Annotated in this window: 11 protein-coding genes; 2 read left to right on the top strand and 9 right to left on the bottom strand. The window is 73.0% G+C overall.

Annotated features, from left to right (window positions below; all coding sequences use genetic code 11):
• Positions 1–160 precede the first annotated feature (160 nt).
• The 5 genes from ABZS71_RS26215 to ABZS71_RS26235 form a co-directional block, all read right to left on the bottom strand.
• On the bottom strand, positions 161–925 hold the full coding sequence (locus ABZS71_RS26215) for a zf-HC2 domain-containing protein (protein ID WP_356214036.1): 765 nt from the start codon (positions 923–925) through the stop codon (positions 161–163).
• Entirely contained in the window at positions 922–1,443 is a 522-nt protein-coding gene (locus ABZS71_RS26220) for a sigma-70 family RNA polymerase sigma factor (RefSeq protein ID WP_355848016.1), read from the bottom strand. The genes ABZS71_RS26215 and ABZS71_RS26220 overlap by 4 nt, the downstream gene beginning before the upstream one ends.
• A 248-nt stretch (positions 1,444–1,691) precedes the next feature.
• The gene (locus ABZS71_RS26225; protein WP_355848013.1) at positions 1,692–2,294 is read right to left on the bottom strand and encodes an ABATE domain-containing protein; all 603 of its coding nucleotides are present in this window, start codon (positions 2,292–2,294) and stop codon (positions 1,692–1,694) included.
• A 408-nt stretch (positions 2,295–2,702) separates the two neighbouring features.
• Positions 2,703–3,869, bottom strand: a complete 1,167-nt coding sequence (locus ABZS71_RS26230; protein ID WP_356214038.1) for a uroporphyrinogen-III synthase — start codon at positions 3,867–3,869, stop codon at positions 2,703–2,705.
• A gap of 167 nt (positions 3,870–4,036) precedes the next feature.
• A complete protein-coding gene (locus ABZS71_RS26235) occupies positions 4,037–5,431 on the bottom strand; it encodes a nitrate/nitrite transporter (RefSeq protein WP_356214040.1) in 1,395 nt (464 codons plus the stop codon).
• A gap of 258 nt (positions 5,432–5,689) precedes the next feature.
• Here ABZS71_RS26235 and ABZS71_RS26240 point away from each other — a divergent pair, with 258 nt between their 5' ends.
• On the top strand, positions 5,690–5,812 hold the full coding sequence (locus tag ABZS71_RS26240; RefSeq protein ID WP_356214042.1) for a hypothetical protein: 123 nt from the start codon (positions 5,690–5,692) through the stop codon (positions 5,810–5,812).
• 7 nt (positions 5,813–5,819) lie between these two features.
• Here the strand turns inward: ABZS71_RS26240 and ABZS71_RS26245 are convergent, their stop codons facing one another.
• The gene (locus ABZS71_RS26245) at positions 5,820–6,803 is read right to left on the bottom strand and encodes a LysR family transcriptional regulator (protein ID WP_356214044.1); all 984 of its coding nucleotides are present in this window, start codon (positions 6,801–6,803) and stop codon (positions 5,820–5,822) included.
• 90 nt (positions 6,804–6,893) lie between these two features.
• Between ABZS71_RS26245 and ABZS71_RS26250 the strand changes: the two genes are divergently transcribed.
• Positions 6,894–8,201, top strand: a complete 1,308-nt coding sequence (locus tag ABZS71_RS26250) for an MFS transporter (protein ID WP_356214046.1) — start codon at positions 6,894–6,896, stop codon at positions 8,199–8,201.
• 44 nt (positions 8,202–8,245) lie between these two features.
• Here the strand turns inward: ABZS71_RS26250 and ABZS71_RS26255 are convergent, their stop codons facing one another.
• The 3 genes from ABZS71_RS26255 to ABZS71_RS26265 form a co-directional block, all read right to left on the bottom strand.
• Positions 8,246–8,503, bottom strand: coding sequence for a hypothetical protein (locus ABZS71_RS26255; protein WP_356214048.1), 258 nt, complete (start codon positions 8,501–8,503; stop codon positions 8,246–8,248).
• A gap of 309 nt (positions 8,504–8,812) precedes the next feature.
• Positions 8,813–10,405 (bottom strand): D-alanyl-D-alanine carboxypeptidase/D-alanyl-D-alanine-endopeptidase, encoded by a 1,593-nt coding sequence (gene dacB / locus ABZS71_RS26260; protein ID WP_356214050.1) that lies wholly within the window; start codon positions 10,403–10,405, stop codon positions 8,813–8,815.
• A gap of 43 nt (positions 10,406–10,448) precedes the next feature.
• A complete protein-coding gene (locus ABZS71_RS26265; protein WP_356214052.1) occupies positions 10,449–11,420 on the bottom strand; it encodes a PHB depolymerase family esterase in 972 nt (323 codons plus the stop codon).
• Between the last annotated feature and the right edge of the window lie 314 nt (positions 11,421–11,734).

An 11,734-nucleotide genomic window follows, 5' to 3' on the forward strand; every position in this document is an offset into this window, starting at 1 on the left:
TTGTCATGCGTGGCGTTCTGCGCGGCCACCCAAGCCCCCTTCTGTGTACTTAGGGCAGCCGTCAACCGTACACCGGTTTTTGCGCCTGAACCGGCGCCGCTCTCGCGGACCTGGTTGGGCACCGTGGGGGTCCCTCAATTGATGGTGGCGGTCGGTGGCACTAGATCCTCACCTCGGCCAGGCGCTTGCCGTCCAGGGTCCGGATCTCGAAGCCGGCGATCTCGTTCGTGTTCATGGCGGCGCCGCCCTGGGCGTAGAGCGGCTCCTTGCTCCACCGCGAGCCGTCCCCGTCCTTGACGCCATAGCCCGAGGTGGGCACGGCCCAGGTGGTGACGGTCTCCTCCCGGCCGTCCTTGCCGATGGCGACCAGATCGCAACTGCGCGGCCCCTTCACATTGCCGAGCTTGAGGGCCACCGAGGTGCCCCAGTCCTTCTGGGTGAGCGAGACGGCCGCGTCCACCTTGGTGACGGGGTCCACCGCGCTGTACTTCTGGCCGCTCTGCTCGAACACCGCCTTCGGGGTGCCGACCGCCTGCTGGGTGGTGCCGCCGTTGTCGGAGCCCGCGGTGAGGGCCGCACCCGCGAGCGGGCCGCCGACGATGAGGACGGCGGCCGCGGCGACGAGGTAGAGCCGTCGTCTGCCGCTGGCCCGGCGGCCGACCGTGACCTCATCGAGGAGCCGGTCGAGCAGTTCGGGCCCGGGGCGGGCGGTGAGCGTCGCCGGGTCGGGGATCGCGGTGCCGTCGGCGAAGGTGGCGTACTCGGCCAGCAGCGGCGGGATGCCCATCAGCTCGTCGAGCTCGGCGGCGCACCGGTCGCATCCGATCAGATGCTCCTCGAAGCGCGCCGCGTCGGCCGCGTCGAGCACACCGAGCGCATAGGCGCCGACCGCGGTGTGCTGCTGGTCTTCCGCTGTCGGCATCATGCCGATACCCCCCGTTCCTCGAGCGAGAGCTTCAGGGAGCGCAGCGCGTAGAAGACCCGGGACCGTACCGTCCCCGGTGGTACGCCCAGCACTTCGGCTGCCTCACTCACCGTCCGTCCTTTGAAGTATGTCTCGACGAGCGCCGCTCTATGTGCGTCGGTGAGGTCATTCAGCGCGTCGGAAATCGTCATCTGACGCAGCGCTCGGTCGATGTCGTCGGCGGCGGGCATCATTTCGAGCGGCGCCGCGTCGACCTCACGGGGCCGGGCGCGGCGTTGACGGTGGCCGTCGATGACGATGCGGCGGGCCACGGTCACCAGCCAGGGGCGCACCGACCCTCCGGAGCGCTGCAGTTGGTCGGCGTTGCGCCAGGCCCGGAGCAAGGTCTCCTGGACCACGTCCTCGGCTCGGTGCCGGTCGCCCGCGACCAGGCGCAGGACGAAGGCGAGAAGCGGGCCTGCGTGCTCCGCGTAGAGCGCGTGCATCAGCGCGTCGTCCGGTGTCGTCCTCTCGGTCACGAGGGCATCTTTGCGTACGCAAGCCGCCGGGTCGAGGGGGGTACGGGCTGGAAAGGCTCGGCGTTCAGCCGTGACGCTGTGATGTACACCCCATTTCCGGACTGAACATCTCCGGGTGCGCGGTGCGTACTTGAGCCCGAGAAGCCGACGCCGGGCGGGCGTCGGTCGCCAGGAAGGGCTCCCTCCCCATCCCCGCCCCGCAGGCCCCGGTCCCCCCATCCGGGGCCTGCGTCATGTCTGAATTTCGCTCATTTTTTTCCCAAGCCTGGGTTTAGGCGGCGGCGGTGGCGGGCGACGCGTTCGCGGTTGCCGCACACTTCGCTGGAGCACCAGCGCCGGCGGCGGCCGCGTGAGGTGTCGAGATAGACCAGCGAACACGTCTCCCCCTCGCACCGCCGCAACTGCCCCCGCGCCACCGGGTCGGTGAGCAACTCCACCGCGTCCCGGGCGATTCGGGAGAGCAGCGCCCCGCAGTCGGGGGCGGCGGCGAGGGTGCGGACGAGGGCACCGTCGGGGGCGCGTACGGCCCGTACGGCGGGCGGGGCGGTGGCGGCGAGCGCGTTCATCCGCTCCAGATCGGCGCCCGCGGCGCGGCCCTCGACCTCGGTGTGGACGATGCGGTGGAGCAGATCGCGGGCCGCCCGGAAGCGGACGAGCCAGCCGCCGTCGACGGCGTCGAGGCGGGTGCCACCGGGCATCAGCCCGGCGCCGAGGAGCCACGCCTTGAGGGGGTCCACCCCGTCCAGCCGCTCGACCGGCGCCTCGCTGAGCCGCCCGCCGACCGTGGCCACCAGGTCCAGACAGATCCGCCCGGAGTCGAACCGCAGGTCATAGGCCGACGCCGCCGTCATGTTCCTGTCACTTCCTTCGCGGTACGGGGTGAGCACGGTCACTCTCAGAGTGCCCGCCCGGCCCCCGCCCGGAACCCCGCCGAGCGGGGCCCACGGAGCGCCCAACGCCGTGGTGGCGCGGCGCGGGTCCGCCGAGTGCGGCTCTCGTCTCCCGGCTGCGGTACCTCCGAAAAAACGCTTGATCTGACGCAACTACTTTGTCAAGCAAATCCGCAAGGGGTACCCGGCGCGGGCCGCGACAGCGCCCTCCGGCCCCGACGCCGGCGGCACCGGGCCGCACCCCCACCGGCCCGTCATCCGGCAACCCGCCCGCGCCCGCCCCCACCCCGCCCGATGTTCCCCCCAAACACCGCAACTCACACGAACCCGCGGACGACAGAGCGGCAACCACCCCACGGCGCCCGACCGCTACGCGCCCCCGTACTTCGTATCGGCCGAGGGGTCCAGCGCGAGCCGGTACCCCCGTTTGACGACCGTCTGGATGAGCTTCGGGGAGCCGAGCGCCGACCGCAGCCGGGCCATCGCCGTCTCCACCGCGTGTTCGTCGCGCCCCGCCCCCGGCAGGGCCCGCAGCAGATCGGCGCGGGGCACGACCCAGCCAGGGCGGCGGGCCAGGGCGCGCAACAGGGTCATACCGGCCGGGGGCACGGTGCGCAGCTCGCCGTCCACCACCACCGCGTGGCCACGGATCTCCAGCCGCCGCCCGGCGACCGGCAACGGCCGCACCCGGCCCGGGAGTTCTCTGGTCAGCAGCTGGACGAGCGGGCCGAGCCGGAACCGCTCCGGCTGGGAGGTCGGCACGTCATGGGCCTGCAGCGGCAGCGCGGTGACCGGGCCCACGCACACGGCCAGCACATCGTGGCGCAGCGCGTCCAGCAGCTGATCGCGCATGCCCCGGCGCTCGGCCCGGTCCAGCAGGCTGGCCGCGGCGGGCGCGCTGGTGAAGGTGACGGCGTCCAGGGCGCGCGCGACCGTGGCGTCCAGCAGCCGGTCGACGGGCCCGATGTCCGCCGGCGGCATCCAGCGGTAGACCGGGACCCCGACCACCTCCGCTCCCCCGGCCCGCAGCGACTCGACGAAGCCGGGCAGCGGCTCGCCGTGCAGCTGAACGGCGATCCGGCGGCCCTCCACCCCCTCCTCCAGCAGCCGGTCGAGCACCTCGGCCATCGACTCGGAGGCCGGGGACCACTCCTCGGTGAGCCCGGCGGCCCGGATCGCGCCGCGCACCTTGGGCCCGCGGGCCAGCAGCCGGACGCCGCGCAGCCGGTCCAGCAGCGCGTCGCCGACGCCCCAGCCGTCGGCGGCCTCGACCCAGCCGCGGAAGCCGATGGCGGTGGTCGCGACCACGACGTGCGGCGCGTGGTCGATCAGCTGCTTGGTCGCGGTGAGGAGTTCGGAGTCGTCGGAGAGCGGCACGATCCGCAGGGCGGGCGCGTGCATGACGGCCGCGCCCCGCCGCAGCAGCAGCGCGCCGAGCTCTTCCGCCCGGCGCGCGGCGGTGACCCCGACGGTGAACCCGGCGAGGGGTCCGACGGACGCCTCGTCGCGCGCCGCGCCGTTCTGGTCTCGGTGCATGGTTCTCGTCCCGATTCACTCGCGTAGGGGCCGCCCCCCGCGTCCGCATCCTGTCGCCGTCCGGTGACGGACGCGGTGCACGGAGGTTTCCCAGGTGTAACGGGGCGTACGGCCGGGTTCATCCCCGGCCGGCCGTACGCCCCGTGCGGTGTGAGGCGGACGCGCGCTCACACGTCCGCGTAGGCGGGTTGCCGCCCGTCCTGCGGATCATGCGCCCCGGGCTCGGCCGGCCGGGCCGCCGGGCCGGTATCGCGGAGGTATACGGCCCAGGTGACCGCGGAGCACAGCGCGTAGAAGGCGAGGAAGGAGACGAAGGCGGGGGTGCCGGAGTGGGCATTCAGGAACGACTCCCGGAAGACCAGATTGATGCCGAGGCCGCCCAGCGCGCCGACCGCCCCGATCAGCCCCATGGCAGCGCCCGAGAGCCGCCGTCCGCAGGCCGCGGCCTCCTCGCCCGTGAGGCCCCGGGCGACGGCCTTGGCCTGGAAGATGCCGGGGATCATCTTGTACGTGGAGCCGTTGCCGAGCCCGGTGAGGACGAAGAGGGAGATGAAGCCGACGAGGAAGACGCCGAGGGACCTCTGCGCGGAGGCGCAGACGACCACGAGCGTCGCGGCGGCCATCGCGGCGAAGTTCCACAGCGTGATCTTCGCGCCGCCGTAGGTGTCGGCGAGCCGGCCGCCGACGGGGCGGACGAGGGAGCCGAGCAGCGGGCCGATGAAGGTGAGCGAGGCCGCCTGCAGCGGGGTGCGGTCGAACTGGTTCTGCAGCACCAGCCCGAAGGCGAAGCTGTAGCCGATGAACGAGCCGAAGGTGCCGATGTAGAGCAGCGACATGATCCAGGTGTGGGCGTCCCGGGCCGCCTCCCCGACCGCCCCGGCGTCGTTGCGCACCGGCGCCAGATTGTCCATGAACAGCGCCGAGAGCACCGCCGCGACCACGATCAGCGGCAGGTAGACGGCGAGCACGAGCCGCGGCTGGGCGGCCCCGGCCGTGCCGATGACGAGCAGGCCGATCAGCTGGATGACGGGCACGCCGATATTGCCGCCGCCCGCGTTCAGCCCGAGCGCCCAGCCCTTCTTGCGCAGCGGATAGAAGGAGTTGATGTTCGTCATGGACGAGGCGAAGTTCCCGCCGCCGACGCCGGTGAGCGCGGCGACCACCATGAAGGTGGTGTACGAGGTCCCCGGCTCCATCACCACGGCTGCGGCGACGGCCGGCACGAGCAGCAGCGCGGCGCTGACGATCGTCCAGTTGCGGCCCCCGAAGCGGGCCACGGCGAACGTGTACGGCACCCGGAGGATCCCCCCGACCAGGGTGGGCATCGCGACCAGGAAGAACTTCCCGGCCGGGTCGACCCCGTACTCCGGCCCCATGAACAGGACCATCACCGACCACAGGCTCCAGATCGAGAACCCGATGTGCTCGGAGAGGATCGAGAAGATCAGATTCCGGGTGGCGGTCCGCTCCCCCTTCTCCCGCCAGAAGGTCTCGTCCTCCGGGTCCCACTGCTCGATCCAGCGGCCCCCCTTGCGCGCGGCGGTGGTGGTCGGGGCAGTCATCATGCCTCCACAGTTCTCGGTGTCGCTGCCGACCGTATGGACGCCGCATTAACGCCCTGTGGCGGCAGGTGACCGGCACGAAACCTTGCTCTCACCCGCGCGGCCGGGGTGCGGTGAGGGTTGCGGGGGCCCTGCGCCTCGACGCAATGGCCATTGCGCGCACAAGCCATTGCCGCGCCGTGCAATCCGCGTCGACCACGCCCATGGAAGTGGGCGACCACCGTCGCCATCGAGCGACACCCTGACAGGCTTCGCGCCATGAGCGAGGCAGAGCGGATCACCGGCGACCCGTCCGCGGCCGAAGAAGAGTTCCGGGCAGCGCAGCGGACCATCGCCCGCATTCTCGACGAGGCCTCCGGCGAGACCGGCACCACTTCATGAAGCCGCGTCAATCTCTCAGACCGCCTGAGGTCGCCTCCGGATGGGGAAGCCAGGAGGCGGGTGGGCGGTGCAGCCAGTGACCGGTGGCTCCGAGGGTCCGGGCGGCGGAGACGAGGGCGTCCAGGCCGGGGTGGCGGAGACCCTTGCGCCAGACCATGGAGACGGGGGAGAGCGGGACGGGGTCGGTGAGAAGGCGCAGAACGGTGCCGGGGAGGTCCATGAAATCCTCGCTCGCCAGCACCAGCCAGCGGCGCTTCGTCACCACCCGGACGAACTCCGCCTCGCCGTCGATCTCCGGGAACGGCTCGGCCATCGCGATCCCGCGCCCCGCGAAGAGCTGTGCGGCCAGATCCGTCCACTCGGTGGTGGCGGGGTTGCCCCGCGCGGCGTACAGGGTCTCCCCCGCGAGCGCGGACAGTGGGATCTCGTCGAGGCGGGCCAGCGGGTGGTCCTCGCGCAGGAGGACGGCGATCCGCTCGTAGCGGACCGGACGGTGGTCCAGCCGGGCGAGCACGGCGGGGTCCAGGCCGTGGGCCCGGCCGAAGGACACGTCGAGGCGGCCCGCCAGGAGTTCGGCGGCCGCGCCGGTCAGCCCGCTGTGGAAGCGGGCCACCAGCTCGGTCTCGGGGGCGATGTGCCGGCGCGCCTCGGCGAGCACCTGGCTTCCGGTGCTCACCGGCGCGCTCACGTCCACCAGCATCGGGCGCTGTCCGGGCCCGCCCGCGAAGGCGGCGGCCAGCTCGTCCTGCGCCTCCAGCGCCCGGCGCGCGTACGGGAGCAGCCGCTCCCCCTCGGCGGTCAGGGTGACCTGCCGGGTGGTGCGGACGAACAGCTCCGCGCCCAACTCCCGCTCCAGGCGCCGGATATCGCGGCTCAGCGCCTGCTGGGCCACGTAGAGGCGGGCGGCGGCGCGCGTGAAGTGCAGCTCGTCGGCGACGGCGGTGAAGGCGCGCAGCAGACGCGGATCGATGTCCCGGTTCACGCGCACCATAGTGACAACTGAAGATTGACAACTGAAACGGGTCAATGGGCCCGGATCAGGTGTTGGACGGGGTACGGGCCGGGCCGCGACCGTAAAACGGTGATCCTCTTCCTCGCCTTCCGCCCCGTGGCCCCCCGCCGCCCCGCTCCTCCTCCGTGCCGTCGCAAGCGAACGTTTCTCACCCCGTACCGCCGGCTCTTCGCCGCCCCCGGCGCGCTCGCCTTCACACTCGCGGCCTTCGTCGGCCGGCTGCCGGGCTCGATGCTCGGCATCAGCACTGTGCTCATGATCGCCACGGTCCGGGACTCGTACGCCCTGGCGGGCGCCGTCTCGGCGACCGGCGTCGCGGCGACGGCGGTCGCCGGACCGCTGCTCGGCCGGCTGGTCGACCGGCAGGGGCAGGCGAAGGTCGCGGTCCCCGCCGTCGTCCTCTTCGCGCTCGGCGCGACCGCCATGGTGCTGTGCGTCCACCACGGCGCCCCGGCCTGGGCGCTGTTCCTGTGCGCGGCGGGCTCCTCCGGCGTCCCCAGCCTGGGCGCGATGACCCGCGCCCGCTGGGCCGCGCTCCACCGCGACGACCCCGCCGCCCGGCACACCGCGAGCTCCTTCGAGCAGGTCGTCGACGAGATCTGCTTCATGGTCGGCCCGGCGCTCGCCATGGTGCTGTGCACCGCGGTCTTCCCGGAGGCCGGGCTGATCACGGCGGGGGCCCTGCTCGTGGCCGGCACCCTGCTGTTCGCCGCCCAGCGCCGCACCGAACCGCCGCCGCACCCGCCCGCCCCCACCGGCCACACCCCGCTGCTGCGCACCCCCGGGCTGCGGGCCGTCCTCCTCACCTTCCTCGCGACCGGCGCCGTCTTCGGGTCGATGGAGGTCGCGACGGTCGCCACCGTACGGTCCTTCGGCGACGGCTCCGCGAGCGGCGCCGTCATCGCCCTCCAGGCCGCCGGCTCCTGCGCGGCCGGCGTGGTCTTCGGCGCCCTTCCGCTGCGCGGCCCGGCGGCGACCCGCTTCGTGGCGGGTGTGGCCGCCATGGCCCTGGCCGTCCTCCCCCTCCTGACGGCGGACCGCCTCACCTCCCTCGCCCCGCTTCTCTTCCTCGCGGGCACGGCCACGGCCCCCACGATGATCACCGGCATGACCCTGGTCCACCGCCTGACCCCGGCGGCGCGCCTCAACGAGGGCATGACCACCGTCTACACCGGCCTCCTCATCGGCATCTCGGCGGGCGCGGCCGCGGGCGGCTGGACGGTGGACCACCTGGGCCCCACCTCCGCCTACACCACCCCGGCGACGGCCGCCGCCCTCGCCTTGGCGGCGGCCCTGGCGGGGTGGGGGCGGCTGCGGATGCCGGTAAGGGTGCGTACCGAACCCGCTCGGCCCGGAGGGCCGTCCATGCCGTGGTGAACGAGGCCCGGCGGGAGGCCGGAGGCGGTGATCACGGCCCGCCGTCAGGGCACCCGCAAGGCGTGCTCGGTCGCGTCCGCCTCCGCCAGGAACGGCCGTAGCAGCTCCAGGAGCTGCCCCGGCTGCTCCTCCGGGAGGAAGTGGCCGCTGTCGGGGATGACGGCGCCGCGGGCCGCCGGGGCCGCCTCGGTGAGGCTGTGGAGGGGGGCCGGGCCGCCGGCGAGGCCGGAGCCGACCGCGAGGGCGGGCATCGGCAGCTCGGTGCGGGCGAGCTCGGTGATGGCCGCGGTGTCGGCCGCCACGTTGCGGTAGTACAGCGAAGCTGTTCGCCAGCCGGCCCGGCCGGGCGTAGCTGCGCAGATATGTGTCGACATCGGCGGGCCGGATGGCCCCCGTCTCCAGGGCGGTATCCGTAGAAGTGCTCCAGCAGCACCCGCTCCCGGCCCTGCGCCGGCTCCTCCGCGAGGCCGGGCACGGCGAAGAGGCCGAAGTGCCACAGCCCGGCGCGAGCGTTCTGGGCGCCCTCCTCCGTACGGTGCGTCGGTTCCACCACTGAGCGGCCGCCGCCGTTTCGCGGCCACGTGAGGCGACGGCCGCCCTGGCGCCGGGGCTCAGCAGCGGCGCGGCTTGAGCCCCTTGGTCCAGGAGCATTCGAGGTCGGCGGGGACCGTAGTACGGGCGGCACGCGGCCGTACTACGGGGGTCCGGTCCGCGCCGGACCTCGCCAGGGTGACCACGATCGCGTCCTCCAGGCTCTTCACCGACGGGGCGAGGAAGTTGTTGAGGACGACGCTGTAGACCAGCTCCCTGCCGTCCGCGTCGGTCACATACCCGGAGAGCGCCGAAGCACCGGTCAGCGAGCCGGTCTTGCCACGTGCGTTGCCCGCCGCCGGAGTGCCGCACATCCGCGAGCGCAGGGTGCCGCCCACGAACCGGTCCGGGGCGCAGGCCACCGGCAGCGAGGCGTACCAGTCGGCGTACCAGGGCTCGCCGCGCACCGACAGCAGCAGTTCGGTGATCCGCCCGGCCGCGATGTTGTCCATACGGGAGAGCCCGGAGCCGTCGACCTGGCGCACCGAGCCGACGTCCACGCCCCGCTGCTTCAGCCAGTCGGAGAGGGCGGCCAGCCCCGCGCTCCAGGTGCCGCGCCCCGCCGTCTCGTAGCCGATGGTCTTGGTGAGCACCTCGGCGTGGATGTTGTTGGAGAGCTTCATGAAGGGGATCAGCAGCCGCTTGAGCGGCATCGAGCGGTGCGAGGCGAGGGAGCGGGCGTCCGGCGGGGTGGCCCGGCCGAGGCGAGTGGCCCCGGCGACACGTACGCCGTGCCGGTCCAGCGCGTCGGCGAAGACCGAGGCGGCGTAGCCGGTGGGCTCCCAGACGCTGACCCACTCCTTGGCCGTCTGGGCTCCGGCCGGAAGGGCGCCGCTGACGGTGATGGTGTTGGAGCCGTGCTGACGCTCGACGGAGAGGGTGGAGCCGCCTCCGGCGGCGGTGGTGGTGGCGCGGTTGTCGATACGGACGTAGCCGGTCTTCGGCGTGAGCGTGACCTTCGGCGTGTCGCCCGCCGCCGCGCCGGGGGCGACCTCGACGATGACGCTGCCCGCGTCGTAGTCGGTGTCCGGGGCGAGGGTCAGCGGCGAGATCTGCGCCGCGTAGTAGGACGACTCGTCGTCGGCGGCCCAGGAGCGGCCGACGCGCTGGGCGTCGAACCGGGTGTCATCGGCGATCAGCCGCCCGGTGACCCGCTCGATCCCCGAGTCGGCGAGGTGCGCGGCCAGCCGTTCGTAGTCGGCGGCGAGCAGCGTCGGATCGCCGGTGCCGCGCAGATACAGATCGCCTCGCAGCACCCGCCCATGGCGGCTGCCGTCGGTCAGCACATCCGTCCGGAAGGTGTAGTCGGGGCCGAGCAGCCCCATGGCGGCCGCCGAGGTGAACAGCTTGGTGTTGGAGGCGGGCATCAGCCGGTCGTCGGGCCGGTGCCGGTAGAGGGCGGCGCCGGAGTCGGCGTCGGCCACCACCACACTCGCCGCGCCGCCCTTCATCAGGGGGTCGGCGAGGACGGTGTCGAGGGCCTCGCCCAGGCCGGCGCGGGAGGTGTCCGCGCCGGCTGGTGAGCTCCAGCTGAGTGTGCAGGCCAGGCCGATGACGACGGGCCCGATCCAGGCCCGGGTACGGCGGTTCACGCGACTCTCAGGTCTCCTCATGCCACCGGAGCATCCCGTACGGCGCCCCTGCGCGACAGAGGACCTAACCGAGCCCCCAGGCGTGCCCCAGCTGATAGGCGGCGCAGAGGTTGACGTCCAGGACGTACGGTGCGGAGGTCCCGCACTGCGCGGGCCCGGTCCCGGGGTCGACGGGCTGGCCATGGCCCATACCGGTGATGCTGTAGGTCTCGGCCACCGTCGCGCCGGCCCCGTTCTTGTAGACCTTGTGCGGATAGCCGCCGACGGTGTCCTCGGCATCGGCGGTCTGGTCGGTGCCCTGGACGTTGGTCCACTGCGCCACCAGGTCGGTCATGTTCACCGGCTTCACCGTGTAGTCGGCCGTCCCCTGGAACACGGTCAGCCGGGGCCACGGCCCGGCGTACCCGGCCGGCGCCGCCGCCCGTACCCGGTCCCCCCACTGCTTGGCGCTCTGGCTCGCGCCCACATACATGCAGGTGTACGGCGACCCGGCGGCCTGCGCACAGCCGTACGGCAGCCCGGCGACGACCCCGCCCGCCGCGAACCGGTCCGGGTAGGCGGCCATCATCACCGACGTCATCCCGCCCCCGGCGGACAGCCCGGTGACATACACCCGTGAGCGGTCGGCCGCGGTGTCGGCGAGCTGCCGGTCGACCATCTGCATGATCGACGCGGCCTCCCCCTGACCGCGCGCGATGTCCCCGCTCTGGAACCAGTCGAAGCAGGAGCTGATGTTGTTGGCGGTGGTCTGGCCGGGCAGCACGACGGAGAACCCCCAGCGGTCGGCGAGCTCGGTCCATCCGCTCTGCGTTCCATAGCCGGGCGCGTTCTGCGAACAGCCGTGCAGCGCGACCACCACGGGCCGCCCGGCGGGCAGCCCGTCCGGCACATAGCGGTACATCCTCAGCGCGCCCGGATTCGGCCCGAAGCCGGTGACCTCCTGGACGGAGGCCGCTTGCGCGGCGGGGGCGGGCAGCAGGGCGGCGGCGAGGGCGGCGAGGAGGGCGAGCAGGGTCGCGGCTCTTGTCTTGGTCATGCCAGAGGACGGTAGAAGCGGCACCGGCACCCCGATATGGCGCCGGACCCCACAACGGCGCCTGATTGACTGTCATCCGCTCAACCGAACCACGGGGAAAGGACCTTCCTGGGACTCCGCAAGGCTCTCACCTGCGCCACGGCGGCAGCCGTACCGCGCGGTGGGCTGAGCCGTTGCTCAGAGCCTCAGCGGCTCTCAGCATTCCGGGCATTTCGACCCGGAAAGTCCGTCACGTCACCAAAGCGTGAGGGCTTCGGCTTGAGTACGGTCTCTCGCTTCCTCCTGCCGCTGGTGCGGCAGGGTTGCGCCACCTG

This window comes from Streptomyces sp. NPDC005393 (assembly GCF_040606675.1).
GTDB lineage: Bacteria > Actinomycetota > Actinomycetes > Streptomycetales > Streptomycetaceae > Streptomyces.

What these genes read in the sequence shown, in the direction of transcription:
- ABZS71_RS26230 (WP_356214038.1), bottom strand. Translation starts at nt 3,869, where the DNA reads ATGCACCGAGACCAGAACGGCGCGGCGCGCGACGAGGCGTCCGTCGGA.
- ABZS71_RS26240 (WP_356214042.1), top strand. Translation starts at nt 5,690, where the DNA reads ATGAGCGAGGCAGAGCGGATCACCGGCGACCCGTCCGCGGCCGAAGAA.
- ABZS71_RS26235 (WP_356214040.1), bottom strand. Translation starts at nt 5,431, where the DNA reads ATGACTGCCCCGACCACCACCGCCGCGCGCAAGGGGGGCCGCTGGATC.
- ABZS71_RS26265 (WP_356214052.1), bottom strand. Translation starts at nt 11,420, where the DNA reads ATGACCAAGACAAGAGCCGCGACCCTGCTCGCCCTCCTCGCCGCCCTC.
- ABZS71_RS26245 (WP_356214044.1), bottom strand. Translation starts at nt 6,803, where the DNA reads ATGGTGCGCGTGAACCGGGACATCGATCCGCGTCTGCTGCGCGCCTTC.
- ABZS71_RS26215 (WP_356214036.1), bottom strand. Translation starts at nt 925, where the DNA reads ATGATGCCGACAGCGGAAGACCAGCAGCACACCGCGGTCGGCGCCTAT.
- ABZS71_RS26225 (WP_355848013.1), bottom strand. Translation starts at nt 2,294, where the DNA reads ATGACGGCGGCGTCGGCCTATGACCTGCGGTTCGACTCCGGGCGGATC.
- dacB (WP_356214050.1), bottom strand. Translation starts at nt 10,405, where the DNA reads ATGAGGAGACCTGAGAGTCGCGTGAACCGCCGTACCCGGGCCTGGATC.